14 protein-coding genes are annotated in these 14,216 nt (G+C 72.3%); 7 read left to right on the top strand and 7 right to left on the bottom strand.

Translation table 11 applies throughout. The annotated features are described in order from the left end of the window. Positions 1 to 2: 2 nt before the first annotated feature. The 5 genes from ureG to I2501_RS16005 all read left to right on the top strand — a co-directional run bounded on the left by ureG (position 3) and on the right by I2501_RS16005 (position 5,208). The gene (gene ureG, locus I2501_RS15985; protein WP_196194714.1) at positions 3 to 626 is read left to right on the top strand and encodes an urease accessory protein UreG; all 624 of its coding nucleotides are present in this window, start codon (positions 3 to 5) and stop codon (positions 624 to 626) included. Next, complete coding sequence (locus tag I2501_RS15990; protein WP_328806395.1) at positions 623 to 1,588, top strand: urease accessory protein UreD; 966 nt, start codon at positions 623 to 625, stop codon at positions 1,586 to 1,588. Before ureG ends, I2501_RS15990 begins: the two co-directional genes overlap by 4 nt. Positions 1,589 to 1,652: 64 nt before the next feature. Next, entirely contained in the window at positions 1,653 to 3,077 is a 1,425-nt protein-coding gene (locus I2501_RS15995) for an ammonium transporter (protein ID WP_196194715.1), read from the top strand. Next, positions 3,077 to 4,429: an ammonium transporter gene (locus I2501_RS16000; protein WP_196194716.1), complete on the top strand. Its 1,353-nt coding sequence runs from the start codon at positions 3,077 to 3,079 to the stop codon at positions 4,427 to 4,429. The genes I2501_RS15995 and I2501_RS16000 overlap by 1 nt, the downstream gene beginning before the upstream one ends. Positions 4,430 to 4,629: 200 nt before the next feature. Next, on the top strand, positions 4,630 to 5,208 hold the full coding sequence (locus I2501_RS16005) for a SixA phosphatase family protein (RefSeq protein WP_196194717.1): 579 nt from the start codon (positions 4,630 to 4,632) through the stop codon (positions 5,206 to 5,208). Between the two features lie 34 nt (positions 5,209 to 5,242). On the opposite strand, the gene I2501_RS16010 is transcribed toward I2501_RS16005, so the two are convergent. From I2501_RS16010 to I2501_RS16020, 3 genes are all read right to left on the bottom strand, one after another. Further along, positions 5,243 to 6,487: a PP2C family protein-serine/threonine phosphatase gene (locus I2501_RS16010; protein ID WP_196194718.1), complete on the bottom strand. Its 1,245-nt coding sequence runs from the start codon at positions 6,485 to 6,487 to the stop codon at positions 5,243 to 5,245. A 71-nt stretch (positions 6,488 to 6,558) separates the two neighbouring features. Next, positions 6,559 to 7,335 (bottom strand): SDR family oxidoreductase, encoded by a 777-nt coding sequence (locus tag I2501_RS16015; protein WP_196194719.1) that lies wholly within the window; start codon positions 7,333 to 7,335, stop codon positions 6,559 to 6,561. 87 nt (positions 7,336 to 7,422) lie between these two features. Beyond that, the gene (locus I2501_RS16020; RefSeq protein WP_196194720.1) at positions 7,423 to 8,112 is read right to left on the bottom strand and encodes a TetR family transcriptional regulator; all 690 of its coding nucleotides are present in this window, start codon (positions 8,110 to 8,112) and stop codon (positions 7,423 to 7,425) included. A gap of 218 nt (positions 8,113 to 8,330) precedes the next feature. Here I2501_RS16020 and I2501_RS16025 point away from each other — a divergent pair, with 218 nt between their 5' ends. Next, entirely contained in the window at positions 8,331 to 8,771 is a 441-nt protein-coding gene (locus I2501_RS16025; RefSeq protein ID WP_196194721.1) for a Zn-ribbon domain-containing OB-fold protein, read from the top strand. Positions 8,772 to 8,804: 33 nt separating this feature from the next. Here I2501_RS16025 and I2501_RS16030 read toward each other — a convergent pair whose 3' ends face one another. Next, a complete protein-coding gene (locus tag I2501_RS16030; RefSeq protein ID WP_196194722.1) occupies positions 8,805 to 9,566 on the bottom strand; it encodes a PIG-L deacetylase family protein in 762 nt (253 codons plus the stop codon). Between the two features lie 89 nt (positions 9,567 to 9,655). Continuing rightward, positions 9,656 to 10,012, bottom strand: a complete 357-nt coding sequence (locus I2501_RS16035) for a hypothetical protein (RefSeq protein ID WP_196194723.1) — start codon at positions 10,010 to 10,012, stop codon at positions 9,656 to 9,658. Positions 10,013 to 10,069: 57 nt separating this feature from the next. On the opposite strand from I2501_RS16035, the gene I2501_RS16040 reads away from it, so the two are divergent. Then, the gene (locus I2501_RS16040; protein ID WP_196194724.1) at positions 10,070 to 10,903 is read left to right on the top strand and encodes an SAM-dependent methyltransferase; all 834 of its coding nucleotides are present in this window, start codon (positions 10,070 to 10,072) and stop codon (positions 10,901 to 10,903) included. A 76-nt stretch (positions 10,904 to 10,979) separates the two neighbouring features. Here I2501_RS16040 and I2501_RS16045 read toward each other — a convergent pair whose 3' ends face one another. Continuing rightward, positions 10,980 to 13,388, bottom strand: coding sequence for an ABC transporter permease (locus I2501_RS16045; protein ID WP_196194725.1), 2,409 nt, complete (start codon positions 13,386 to 13,388; stop codon positions 10,980 to 10,982). Further along, positions 13,385 to 14,119 (bottom strand): ABC transporter ATP-binding protein, encoded by a 735-nt coding sequence (locus I2501_RS16050; protein ID WP_196194726.1) that lies wholly within the window; start codon positions 14,117 to 14,119, stop codon positions 13,385 to 13,387. The genes I2501_RS16045 and I2501_RS16050 overlap by 4 nt, the downstream gene beginning before the upstream one ends. Positions 14,120 to 14,216 lie beyond the last annotated feature (97 nt).

A 14,216-nucleotide genomic window follows, 5' to 3' on the forward strand; every position in this document is an offset into this window, starting at 1 on the left:
AGATGACGGACCACGACGTGCTCCGGGTGGGCATCGCCGGGCCGGTCGGCTCGGGCAAGACGGCGCTGATCGAGGCGTTGGTCCCGGTGCTGATCGCCCGCGGCCGACGGCCCGCGGTGATCACCAACGACATCTACACCCAGGAGGACGCCGACCACGTCCGCCGCAACCTGGCCGGGGTGCTCGACCCCGAGCGCGTGGTCGGCGTCGAGACGGGCGCGTGCCCGCACACCGCCGTCCGGGACGACCCGACGATGAACCTGGCCGCCGGTGCCGAACTGCTGGAGCGGTTCCCGGATGTCGACACCCTCATCTACGAGTCGGGCGGCGACAACCTGACGCTGACCTTCAGCCCGCTCCTGGTCGACATGTTCTTCTTCGTGCTCGACACCGCCGAGGGCGAGAAGATGCCGCGCAAGCGCGGTCCGGGCATCACCGACTCGGACGTGCTGGTCATCAACAAGATCGACATCGCCCAGTACGTCCGCACCGACCTCGGCGTGATGAGCTCCGACGCCGACCGGGTCCGCGAGGGCCGGCCGGTGGTGCTCACCAACAGCCTGACCGGCGAGGGCCTTACCCAGGTCGCGGACCTGCTGGAGACCTACCGGCGGGTTCCTGCGTGAAGACCCTGGCCGCCCGGGCAGGCGAACGTCCCGACCGCCTGACGCCCGCGCACTACGAGCCGTCCCGCGTCCCCGCCGAGGTGCGGCGGTACGCGGGACGGCCGCAGGCGCTGGGCGTCGGCAAGCCGGGCAAGATCGGGCTGCTGGAGCTGGGCTTCGAACGGATAGGCGCGCGGACCGAGTTGGTGACGCACTACCAGAAGTCACCGCTTCAGATCATGCGCCCGCTCTACTTCGACCCCGCTCGGCCCGACCTGGCCGTCACGCTGCTGATGTCCACGGGCGGCGGCATCGTCCAGGCCGACCGGCTGCGGATGGACCTGCACTGCGGCGCGGGCACGGCCGTCCACCTGACCACCCAGGCGGCCACCAAGATCCACCGGATGGACGCCGACTACGCGACCCAGCAGGTCTTCCTGCACGCCGACGCGGACGCCTACGTCGAGTACCTGCCGGACGCGACCATCCCCTACCGCGACTCGCGCTTCTACCAGCGGACCGTGGTCACCGCCGCGCCCTCCGCCACCGTGCTCGCCGGAGAGACCGTGATGGCCGGCCGGCTGGCCCACGGGGAGCGCAACGCCTACCAGGTCTTCGCCTCCGACCTGGAGTTCCGCCGCCCCGACGGCCGCCTGCTCGCGCTGGACACCCTCCGGCTGACGCCCGGTAGCGACGGCGGCGGCGTCACCGGACCGGCGGTGCTGGGCGGCCACGACCTGGTCGGGACCTTCTACGCGGTCACCCCGCTGGCCCCCGCCGCCGAGGTCGCCGACGCCATGCACGAGGCGCTCCGCGCCTGCGGGCTGCTCTTCGGCGTGAGCGTGCTGCCCGAGGACTGCGGGGCCTGGCTCCGGGTCCTCGGCGGCGACTCCCCCACCGTCAACGCCGCACTCCGGCAGGCCTGGGACGCCGTCCGCCGCCTGCTGATCGGCGCGCCCGCGCCGGAACTGCGCAAGTCCTGACCCCATAGACGGCACGACCGTCACCGTGCTGTCCGGCACGGTGCCACCGACCGGAGAGACTCGGATGCCCTCCCACCTCGATACGGGTAACACCGCGTGGCTCATGGCGAGTACCGCCATGGTCCTGCTGATGACCCCAGGCCTCGCCTTCTTCTACGGCGGCATGGTCAAGACCAAGCACGTGCTGGTCATGCTCAAGATGAGCTTCGTCTGCCTGGCCCTCGTCACCCTGCTCTGGCTGGCCATCGGCTACAGCCTGGCGTTCGGCAAGGACGTGAACGGCTGGGGCCTGATCGGCACGCCCGCCCACTGGATGATGCATGACATAGGTATGACGAGCCTCACCGGCTCCATACCCACCGTCATCTTCTCCGCCTTCCAGATGGCCTTCGCCATCATCACCGTCGCCCTGATCAGCGGCTCGATCGCGGGCCGCGCCACCATGCGCGGCTGGCTCTGGTTCGTCGTCGCGTGGACGCTCTTCGTCTACGTGCCGATGGCCCACTGGGTCTTCGCGCCCGACGGCTGGATCACCGCGCACCTGGGTGCGCGCGACTTCGCCGGCGGTATGCCGGTGGAGATCAACTCCGGTGCGGCGGGCCTGGCCGTCGCGATCGTGGTCCGCAAGCGCAAGGACTTCGAGCGCGAGACCATCCGTCCGCACAACCTGCCGCTGGTCGTCGTCGGCCTGGCGCTGCTCTGGTTCGGCTGGTTCGGCTTCAACGCGGGCTCCGCGCTGGAGACCGGCGGCACCGCGCCGATGGCGTTCCTCAACACCCAGCTCGCCGCCTGCGGCGCGATGGTCGGCTGGCCGCTGATCGAGAAGTGGCGGCTCGGCCACGTCGAGATGCTCGGCGTCGCCTCGGCGGCGGTGGCCGGCATGGTCGCGATCACCCCGGCCTGCGGTGAGGTCTCGCCGATCGGCGCGCTGGTGATCGGCTTCGTCGCGGGCGTGGTCTGCGCCTTCGCGATCAACCTCAAGCTCAAGCTGCGCTACGACGACACGCTCGACGTGGTCGGCGTCCACGGCTGGGGCGGCGTCGTCGGCGTGCTCGGCATCGGCCTCTTCGCCACGTTCCAGATGAGCGGCAAGAAGGGCCTCTTCTACGGCGGCGGCCTGGACCTGCTGTGGCGTCAGGCCGTCGGCGTGGTCGTCTGCGCGGCGTTCTCCTTCGGCGTGACCTGGCTGATCGCCAAGGCGATCGAGAAGACCGTCGGGTTCCGCGCCGCCGAGGAGTACGAGCACGTCCCCGGCGCGGAGGAGGAGCAGGCGTACGACGACGAGACCATCGCCGAGATCCGCGAGCGCCTGGTCCAGGCCCGCGTGGCCGTCCCGGTCGCGGTCGGCGCGGCGGGCGCGGAAGGCTCGGACACCGACTCTGCGGGCACCGGTTCTTCGGGCACCGGCTCTGCGGGCACCGGCGGCGTCGACGCCGAGCTGCTGGCCGAGCTGCGCCGGCTGCTGGAGCGCCGGGAGCAGGAGAAGTGATGCCGCAGATCTTCGACTCGGGCAACTCCGCCTGGCTGATCATGGCGGCGGCCATGGTGCTGCTGATGGCACCGGGCCTCGCCTTCTTCTACGGCGGCATGGTGAAGACCAGTCAGGTCATCGCCATGCTCAAGATGTGCTTCGGCTGCGTGGTGCTGGTCAGCATCCTGTGGTTCGCGGTCGGCTACTCGCTCGCCTTCGGCAAGGACGCGGGCGGCCTGGGCGTGATCGGCTCCTTCGACCACGTCTTCATGACCGGCGTCGGCCTCACCAGCCGCACCGGCTCCGTCCCGACGGTGACCTTCTCCGTCTTCCACATGTCCTTCGCCATCGTCACGGTCGCCCTGATCAGCGGCTCGGTGGCGGGACGCGCCAAGATGAGGGGCTGGCTGGTCTTCGCCTCGGTCTGGACGCTGCTGGTCTACGTGCCGATGGCGCACTGGGTCTTCTCGCCCGACGGCTGGGTGGCCAAGCAGCTGGGCGCGGTCGACTTCTCCGGCGGCACGGTCGTCGAACTGGCCTCCGGCGCGGCGGGTCTGGCGCTGGCGGCGGTCGCCGGTCGGCGCGAGGACTTCGAGCGTCAGCCGATCCGTCCGCACAACCTGCCGCTGGTCGTGATCGGCCTGGCGCTGCTCTGGTTCGGCTGGTTCGGCTTCAACACCGGCTCGTCGCTGGGCGTTCCGGGCGCGGCGCCGATGGCGTTCGTCAACACCCAGTTCGCCGCCGGTGCGGCCATGGCGGGCTGGGCGGTGACCAGTTGGTGGCGCACCCGCCAGGTGGGGCTGCTCGACATCAGCATGGGCGCGGTCACCGGAATGGTCGCGATGACCCCGGCCGCCGGTGACCTGACCCCGCTGTGGGCCTCGGTGATCGGCTTCCTGGCCGGTCTGACCTGCGCCTTCGCGATCAGCTGGAAGTACCGCTTCGGCGTCGACGACACCCTGGACGTGGTGGGTATCCACGGCTGGGGCGGCCTCTTCGGCATGGTGATGGCCGGTCTCGCCGCCACCGGCGTGATGACCGGCAAGAAGGGCCTGTTCTACGGCGGCGGTTGGGACCTGCTGGGCAAGCAACTGGTCGCCGTGCTGGTGATCGGGCTCTTCGCGTTCGCCATGACCGCGCTGATCGGCAAGGTGGTCGACCTGACCGTCGGCCTGCGCCAGTCGCCGCACGCGGCCGAGGAGGAGCACGAGCAGGTCTACCAGAACGACTGGGACGTCCAGTTCAAGGAGATCGCCGACGCCCTGCGCGGCAGCGGCATCCGCGAGGACGGCAGGGAGGAGGACCCGAGCGCCCTGCTGGAGCAGGTCCGCAGGATCCTTGCCGCCGACCCGGAGCAGTTGCGGGAGTGAACCCCGCATGACGGCGGAGCCGTGGGGGGGGGGGGGCCGGCCGGCGGCGCCGCCCGGGGGCGCGTGAGTGCGGCACCGCGCCGGGCCTGGTGGGTGGCGCCCCCCCCGGGGGGGGGGGGCGGGGGGGGGGGGGGCCCCCGGCCCCCCGGCTCCGCCGTGCGCTGCTTGCGTCCGGCACCTCGCAGGACCAGGGTGGCGGTGTGTCCTCCGCAAGCCCCCACCCTCCCGAACGTGCCAGACGCCTGATCGTGCTGCGGCACGCCAAGTCCGCCTGGCCCGACGGCGTGGCCGACCTGGACCGGCCGCTCGGCCCGCGCGGTCGCCGCGACGCACCCCGGATCGGCGCCTGGCTGCGCGCCACCGGCCACGTGCCCGACCTCGTGCTCTGCTCCCCCGCCCAACGGACCAGGGAGACCCTGGAACTGGTCGCCACCGGCCTCGGCGGACGGCCGGGGTCGGCGGAGTCGGCGGAGTCACCGATCGACGTGCGCATGGAACCGCGGCTCTACTCCGCCGACGCCGACGACCTGCTGGCGCTGGCCCGCGCCGCGCCCGCCGACTGCGCCGCGCTGATGCTGGTGGGCCACCAACCAGCCGTGCAGGAGCTGGTGTTGGAGCTGATCGGCGACCGTCCGGACGAACACCCGGCCGCCACGCTGCTCCGCGAGAAGTTCCCCACCGGAGCCGCGGCGGTGCTCGACGTCCCGGGCCCCTGGTCCGAGCTGGACGCCGGCGGGGCGCCGCTTGTCACCTTCGTCAGGCCCCGCGACCTGCCGTAGTCGCACGAACGCCGCCACGGGCCCTGACGCGCCGTCACAGCCGGACGATCACCAGCGCCGTGTCGTCCGTGACACCCGCGGGCGGGAGCAGGTCCGTCAGCACGGCGTCGGCCAGCGCCTCCGAGTCCGCGTCGCGGTGGCGGACCAGCGATTCGGCGAGCAGGTTCAGGCCGACGTCGATGTCCCGGTCGCGGCGCTCGATCAGGCCGTCGGTGTAGAGGACCAGCACGTCCCCCTCACTGAAAGGGACGACCGCCTGCGGTCGCGTGGTCAGTTCCGGCCGCGCGTCCAGCGGCGGATCGGTCGCCTGGTCCAGAAATTCCACCCGGCTGCCGCCGCGCAGCAGCGCGGGCGGCGGATGACCGGCGCTGCTGTAGGTGATCAGCTGGTGGTCCCAGTCGACGAAGACGGTCACCACAGTCGTCGACTGCGCGCCCTCGACCGAACGGGAGTAGCGGCCGAGGACCTCCAGCGCGTGCGCGGGCCCCGTCGCGACACGGGAGGCCGCGCTCAGCGCGCTGCGCAGCTGTCCCATCACCCCGGCGGCCTCCAGCCCGTGCCCGACCACGTCGCCTACGGACACCCCGATCCGGTCCCCGCCGGGCGTGCCGGAGTCGGCCAGGTCGACCAGGTCGTACCAGTCGCCGCAGACATTGAGCGCGACGGTCGCCGGCCGGTAACGCACGGCCACCGGGTGGTTCCGTACCGGCCCGGGCGCGGGCAGCATCGACCGCTGCAGCGACAGCGCGATCACCCGCTCGCGGGCGTTGGCCTGCCGCAACTGCGCGTTGACCTCCTGCAGCTCCCGGACGCGGGTGTAGAGCTCGGCCTCCAGCGCGCGGGTCCGGTCACCGGTGGGGTGGTCGTGGGCGTGGATCAGCTCGGTGACCTCCTCGACCCGGTGGATCAGCAGCTCCACCTTGCCGTCGGGCCCGAGGACCGGGGCGTTGACCGGGCTCCAGTAGCGCTCCTCCCACTCCCCCGGCCGGTCGGTCGACTCCACGTCGTAGCGCTGCAGGGCCATCACGTCGCGCTCGCCGCTCGCCAGCACCCGCTCCAGCGACGCCGCGAGGTTGCGGACGCCGTCGGCGCCCGGGTCGTTCGGGTTGTCCGGGAACACGTCGAAGAGGTAGCGCCCGATCAGCTGGTCCCGGGTGCGGCCGGAGAGGTGCAGGAACGCCTCGTTGGCGTCCAGATAGATCAGCTCGGGGGTCAGCAGGGCGGCCATGCCCGGCAATGACTGGAAGACCCCTTCGTAGTCGATCGCCACCTCGGTCATGGTGCTCCGTCTGGCTCCGCTGGATCCGAACGACAGGTCCCCGACTCATTCTCACCCCCTCGGAGCCACTCTCACCACGGCACGGGCGTGCCGTCCCAGGAGTGGAACGCTCCGGTCGGGCCGTCCTCGGGCAGCAGGGCCAGGCGCACAGCACCCGCCGCGGCCTCGGCCGGGTCGCCGTCGCTCTCCGCAGCGAGCGCGTTGAGGTCGGTGCGGCGCAGGCCGGGCGCGAGGGCGTTGACCTTGAAGCCCTCGGGGGCGAGCGTCTGGGCGTAGAAGAGCGTGAGCGCGTTCAGCGCGGTCTTGGAGCTGCGGTAGGCCGCGCCGGAGCCCGCCGAGAAGGCGAACGGGCGGTTCGGGTCCTCGCTCCAGGCGAGCGATCCGGTGCCGCTGGAGATGTTGACGATGCGCGGCGCGGCCGAGCGGCGCAGCGCGGGGAGGAAGGCGTTGGTCACCGTCAGCACGCCGAAGACGTTGGTCTCGAAGGTGCGGCGGAAGGCGTCGAGGTCGGCGTCCGGCGCGGTGCTGCCCTCGGCCATGATCCCGGCGTTGTTGACCAGGATGTCCAGCCGCTCGACCTGCCGGGCGGCCTCCGCCACGCTGTCCGGGTCGGTGACGTCCAGGACCAGGAGACGCACGTCCCCGTCCTTGGCCAGTTCCTCGGCGGCGTGGCGGCCACGCTCCGGGTCGCGCGTGCCGAGCAGGACGGTGACGCCCGCCGCCGCGAGCTGCCGGGCGATCTCCTTGCCGATGCCCTTGTTGGCGCCGGTCACCAGCGCGGTGGCTGTGCGTGCGGAAGCTGCGGAAACGGTGGAAGCCGTGGAAGCCGTGGAAGATGCGTCATTCATGCCTTCCAGCCTCCTCGTCCGGACTCCGGGCAACCAGGTGTGCCCGATACCCGGATACGGACGGTGACGGGCGGCTGGGATGTCACATCATGCCTTCGCCGGACCGTCCTCGGCGAGAAGGCGGCGCAGCGCCGGGAGCAGGGCGTCGAGCGGCTGTGAGCTCTGGAAGGCGACCACGGTCGTCCCCGCGACGTCGTCGGTGGCCGGGGCCGGGGCGGTGAAGAGGGCGATCACCTCCTGCATCGCCGCGTCCAGCTCCGCCAGCGGGTCCTGGCACTCGCCGCGCAGCCAGCGGCGCAGCACGTGGTTGTGCGCGGACGCGACGGCCGCGGCCATCAGCTCGGCGCGCAGGGCCGCGCCGGGCGCCTCGTCACCCATCCACGCCGTGATGAACTCGCGGAAGAGGCGCTGGTAACGCGCCACGCTGGCGATCTCACGGTCCCGCAGCGCGGAGACCTTGCTGGTCAGCGCGTAGCGGCGGCGGGCGATGTCGCCCTCCTCCAGGTAGTGCAGCAGCACCAGCCGGACGGCGTCGGAGACGGCGACCAGGGCGGTGGCGTCGGAGGACACCGCCAGCCGGGCGCGGATCGCGTCGAGCAGGCCGTCGTGGTCGGGGAAGACCACGGCCTCCTTGGACCCGTAGTAGCGGAAGAACGTCGACCGGCCGACCCCGGCGCGCTCGACGATGTCGTCGACCGTTGTCTGGTCGTATCCGCGCTCGTCGAAGAGCGAGAGGGCGGCGTCGGCCAGCCGGTCGCGCGCTGAAGGCCTGGTCATGGGGTCACATCCTGGCGTGTCCGGGCTCGGGACACCACTCGTCACCTCTTGTTTTGGCTCTTGTTTCGTCCTGTGGCCGCCTCTTGCCACTTTGCATGGAACTGAGTACCGTCCAAATGGTATCCGGTTCCACCCCATACCCCCGGATCACACCTCCCCTGCCCCAGGACCGCGGCCCTGCCCGCATCCCGGTCCGATCCGAAGGAGGAACAGACCAGATGACGCCGCCCACCGCGATCGCCCCCGCCTTCGCGACCGCCCCGCCCGTCTTCGTGCCCACGTATGTGCCCGCCCCGCCCCGTGTCGCCTCCGACGCCGCGGACCAGACCCTTGGACTGCGCTTCCAGCGCTGCACGTGGTGCGACTCGGCGCAGCCGCGTCCCGCGCTGATGTGCCGGGTCTGCCGCAGCGAGAGCTTCCGCTGGGAGGAGAGCCAGGGCATGGGCCAGGTGGTCCACTCGCCGGCCATCGCCCGCAAGCCGGTCTCCACGCCCCGGCTGACGATGATCCAGCTCGACGAGGGCCCCCTGGTCGACGCCTGGGTCCTCGGCGGCCCGCAGGACCAGCTCTGGCCGGGCGCCCGGGTCCGCTTCACGGACGCGGAGGACGCCTCGGGCCGCCCCGTCTTCGAGCTCAACGAGCTGAGCTGGGGCGACTGACGGCCCGAACGGGCCGCTGTGCCGTGCTCTCTGTCAGAACGTCAGTTCCGACTGCACAGACGTGACTTCGGAGACGAGGCTCTGCCGGATGAAGTACTCGGTGCCGAAGAGGCGCATCCGGAGCTCGGCCGACATCTTCGAGACCATGCCGGGCATCGCGCCCCGCTCCACCTCGCTGCGGTGGGCCAGGATGGCCGCGACCTTCTGCCCCATCCAGGGACCGACCTCGCACGCGGTGTCGACCTGCTCGTCCGGGACGGTGTAGAGCGTCCTCGTGCCGCCCTCGATCTCCTGGAAGCCCGGGACGCACGAGTGCGGGTAAGTGGAGAAGTAGAGGGCGCGCGGCTGCCAGGGGTCACCGGCCTCCGGGTAGAGCTGGGCCAGTCCGGCCGCCTGGGCCGCGAGCACGGTCACCCGGTGCGCGTGCCGGTGGTCGGCATGGCCGGTCAGCCCGCCGTACGCGTCGTGCGTGAGGATCAGCTCCGGACGGAACTCACGGATGTGCGCCACCAGCCTGCCGACGGCCTCGTCGAGCGGCGCGTCGCAGAACCGCGCGCATCCGGGGGCCGAGGGCTCGAAGTGCGCGTCGGCGTAGCCAAGCATCCGCGGCTTCTCCGCACCGAGCAGGCGTGCGGCCTCGGCCAACTCCTCGGCGCGCCAGGTGTCCTCCGCCCAGGTCGCGCTCACGACCGCGGTCCGCGCGCCCGCGGCGGCGTGCCGGGCCAGGACTCCGCCCGCCGCCAACGACTCGTCGTCCGGGTGTCCGAACACGGTGAGAATGCTGGGCGCGGCCATCGAGGACCACCTCTCTGCTCGGATCCAGGCGCGGATCCAACCGGGATCGCGGCGCGGCTCCGGCCGAGCTTACGGCGTGCGGTGCTCGCTCAGTCCGTGGCGGGCGCCGCGCCTGCCGCGCCGCCCGCGACCGGGCAGCCACCGCCGGGGAAGGTGCCGAGTTCGGCGACGCGGTAACCGTTCGGGTAGCCACGGACGTTGGAGTTCTGCCGGGCGTGGAACGGCTCACGGCGCGGCGGCAGCCGGCGGACGACCCGGCCGCGCAGCCGCAGCGATCCGCGCACGACGACGCTCAGCGCGGCGGGCGGCGCGCCGTAGCCGAACGCCTCCCGCAGCGGCGCGTCGAGCAGGCAGAGCGAGGCGCTGCGCATCAACGTCCCGGCCGGGCCGGGGTACCAGGACTGGAAGAGGTCCAGGGTGACACCGATCGTCAACAGCAGCGCCATGATCCCCTAGACTGCCCGGGCATGTGACCGGCTGTCACCGAAAAGGACGGGCCAGAGATGTCCGAAGAGAACGCCCAGGAGAACCGTCAGGAGAGCGGCCCGGAGAACGGCCAGACCCCTGCCGCCCTGGACCCCAACGTGCCCAGCACCGCTCGGGTCTACGACTACCTCCTCGGCGGCAAGGACAACTTCGCCTCCGACCGGGCCGCGGCCGAGCACCTGCTCTCCGCGCAGCCCACGGCGCGGGACATCGCGCAGGCCAACCGGCGGTTCCTGGTCCGCGCGGTGCGCCTGCTGGCCGAGAGCGGGATCCGCCAGTTCGTCGACATCGGCGCGGGCATCCCCACCAGCCCGAACGTCCACGAGATCGTGCGGGAGCACCAGCCGGACGCGCGGATCGTCTACGTCGACAACGACCCCGTCGTCCTCGCCCACACCCGTGCCCTGCGCGCCACCACGGGCGTCACCGCGCTCGACGGCGACCTGCGCAGACCCGACGAGATGCTGGGCCAGCTGCGGGAGTCGGGCGTCATCGACTTCTCCCAGCCGGTCGGGCTGCTGCTCATCTCGGTGATGCACTTCGTCCGCCGTGAGGAGGACCCGGCCGCCGTGATCCGCGCCTACACCGAGCCGCTGGCGGCGGGCAGCCACATGGTCATGTCCGTGGCCACCGGCGGCACACTCTCGGACGAGGAGATCGCCAAGGCCGAGAGCGCCTACGCCCACGCCTCCTCGGCGCTGACGCTCTACCGCCCGGCCGACGTGGCCGGCTGGCTGGAGCCGTACGAGCTGCTCGAACCCGGCCTGGTCTCCTACTACAAGTGGCGTGCCGAGGAGATCGAGCCCGGAGGCCTCGGCGCACCCCTCGCGGCCGTGGCCCGGATCAGCTGACACACGCGCGAACTGTGCCCTTCGGGCGGGCCGTCCGCCGACGACCCGCCCGAAGCTGTCCTGCGCATACGCGCTGCTACTCGGTCCGCAGCGCGACCGCGGTCCGGGTCCTGGCCGCCCACCCGGCGGGGAGGAGCGAGCCGAGGACGGCGATCACCAGGCCGCCCAGCCCCAGCAGGGTCAGCGGCAGCACCTGGTAGACGTCGAGCATCTCGCCCGGCAGCCGCAGGCCCGCGCTCTGGCCCATGGCCGGGACCACGATCCGCTGCAGCAGCACCCCGATCGGCACCCCGACCACGCCGCCGACGACGCCCACGACCGACACCGAGGCGATCACCATCGCCAGGGTCTGGCGCGGGGTCATGCCCAGCGCCTTGGCGACGCCGAGGTCCCGGACGCGCTCACGGGTGTCCAGCACCACGGAGTTGAGCACGCCCAGCCCCGCGACGACCACCAGCATCAGGGTCAGCAGCCCGGTCAGCGCGTCCAGCAGGATCACCATCTGGCTCGCCCCGCCGCTGTCGCCCACCTGGGCTATGGCCCCGGTGGGGCCGAGCACGGTGTTCAGCGCGTCGGTGTAACGGTTCGCATCGGTGCCGGACTTGAGCGCGATCGAGAAGATCTGCGGGCGCAGGCCCGGCTCCGCCGCCGCCAGGGTGCGGGCGTCGGTGAAGACGCTCATCGCCGCGCCGCTGCTGGCGACGAAGACCTCGCCGCTGATCCGCACCGGAACCGCCTTGCCGTGGTCGGTCAGCACCACGGTGTCGCCGACCTTGGTGCCGGTGGCGGTCAGGAACGGGGTCGACACGACCGCCTCACCGGGGCGGGTGAACCAGCTGCCCGAGACGAGTTGGTGGCCTGCCCAGGAGGCGTCCCCGAAGTACGCGGTGAGGTCGACGGCGTCGGTGGTCCCGGCCGCGGTGACCTGGGAGTCCGCGGCGCCGAACCAGAGCCGGGTGCCGGGCTGCGCCGCGATCGCCGCGCTCATGGCCGCGGTGTCGACCGACCCCGGTCGCGCCGCAGGTATGCCGGAGCTGCCAGGGCCGCCGGAGCCCCCGGGGTGCGGCGGGGCGACGCTGAGGACGGTCACGTCGGCGTTGGACTTCTTGCTGTCCTGGATCCGCTGGAGCGAACTGCCCATCCCGTACGCGAAGGTGACGGCCACGGCCCCGAAGAGGATCGCGGTGACCATCGCCATGCTGCGCGCCGGGCGGGAGAACGGCTGGGCCAGGCCCATGGTCACCGGCCGGGGCAGCGGCAGCGCCCGGACGATCCGTGCGGCACGCCGCCCCCGACCGGGCCGCGGGGTCCGGCCCACGGCCAGGGCGTCCACGGTCCGCAGACGTCCGGCGCGCAGCGCGGTGAGACAGGCGGTGACGGAGACCATCAGCAGGGTGCCCGCGATCACCGCCACGTCGACGGAGGGCGCGACGGTCAGCGAGGTGGTGCCGTAGACCTGCTCCGTGGCGGCCAGCACCTGACCGGCCGCCAGGTTGCCCAGCACCGCGCCGAGCAGGGTGCCGACGACGGCCGGGATCAGCGCCTGTCCCACGTAGGCGCGGACCACCTGGCCGGGGGTGAAGCCGAGCGCCTTGAGGATGCCGATCCGCCGGGTGCCCGCACCGACCGCGCCCGCCACCACGTTCCCCACGATCAGCACGGACATCAGCACGCCGAGCAGCCCGAAGGCGGTGAGGAAGGGGATGAAGAGCCCGGTGGAGCTGGTGTTGCTGTTCTTGACGTCGAGCCAGCTGTGGCTGCCGCTGATCGCACCGGACGGCACCTCGCCCGCGACGGCGGCCCGGTCGGCGGCGAGCTGCGCCGCCGAGGACGCGGCGGTGAAGCGGTAGAGCATCTGGAACCCGGTGCTCCCGCGTCCACGGCTCGCCGCGGCCGCCAGCGCCTGGATCTCTGCCGGCGCGACCCAACCGTCGCCGGTCGCGCTGACGGATCTGGCGATGCCGACCACGTCGAGCTCGGCGCTGCCGCCGGAGGCGGTGGGGACCTCCACCTTCTGTCCGACGGAGAGCTCCGGGCCGGACCAGTCGGCCGACACGACCAACTGCCCCGGACCGGTGGCCCAGTGCCCGGTGGTCAGGCTGACGTCGTCGACCGGACCGCCCGCGTCGGCGCGGCCGACCAGCTGCATCGGCGGCACGCTCAGCCCGGCGGGCAGTTGCAGGCCGGAGACACCGCTGGGGTCGACCGAGGTGGTCGGGAACGGGCCCGCGGTCGCGGTCACCCCGGCCACGTGCGCGGTCGCGCCGACCTGGCCGGCGCTCGCCTTGGCGGAGTCGAACTGGACCACCAGCTGCGCCCCGTTCTGCTGGGCGAACGCGTGGTCGAAGGGCGCGTTCGACGCGACCAGCAGCGATCCGCCCAGCACGGACGCGGTCACCGCCATCATCGCGGCCAGCCCGGTGACGACGGTCTGCACCCGGCGCCGCCGCACCCCGGCGCGCATCACGGTCCCGAGGGCGCTCATCGGGCCACCTCCGCACCGGTGTCGGACAGGTTGCCGTGGCGGACGTCGTGGCGGACGTCGGACGCGATCCGACCGTCGACGATCCGGACGGTGCGGGTGGCACAGCTCTCGGCGAGACTCTCGTCGTGGGTGACCACGACGATGGTCTGGCCGTCGGCGTGCAGCTCGCGCAGCAGCGCCCTGACCTCCTCGCCCGAGGCGGAGTCCAGCGCCCCGGTCGGCTCGTCGGCGAGCAGCAGCGGCGGACGGTTCATCAACGCCCGTGCCACCGCGACCCGCTGGCGCTCGCCGCCGGACAGTCGTCCGGGGTAGGCGCGGGCGTGCTTGGCTATGCCGAGGGTCTCCAGCAGGCCGTTGGCCCGGCGCCGCGCCTCGCCGCGCGCCACGCCGGTCATCTCGGCGGGCAGCACCACGTTGTCCAGCACGTTCAGGTCGTCGAGCAGGTTGAAGAACTGGAAGACCATGCCGATCCTGGTCCGGCGGTAGCGCGCCGCGCCGGTCTCGTCGAGCCGGTCGACGCGGACGCCCGCCACCGTGACGGTTCCCGAGTCGGGGCGGTCCAGACCGGCGACCATGTTGAGCAGGGTCGACTTGCCGCTGCCGGACGGACCGAGAATCGCCACGGCCTCACCGGCCTGCACGGTCAGCGAGACGTCCCGCAGCGCGGCGGGTCCGTCCACGAAGTGGCGGTTCACTCCGTCCATTTCGATCACAGGCCCGGTGCCGGTCATCGTGGTTTCCTCTCCCCAGTTCCGATGTGTACGTGCTCGTCGCGACACCGGTAACGCTAGGGTTCGGTGATCGTCGGCCTCGTCGGTCGGCAGAGGC

The sequence above is a fragment of the Streptacidiphilus fuscans genome (assembly GCF_015690355.1).
Lineage (GTDB): Bacteria > Actinomycetota > Actinomycetes > Streptomycetales > Streptomycetaceae > Streptacidiphilus > Streptacidiphilus fuscans.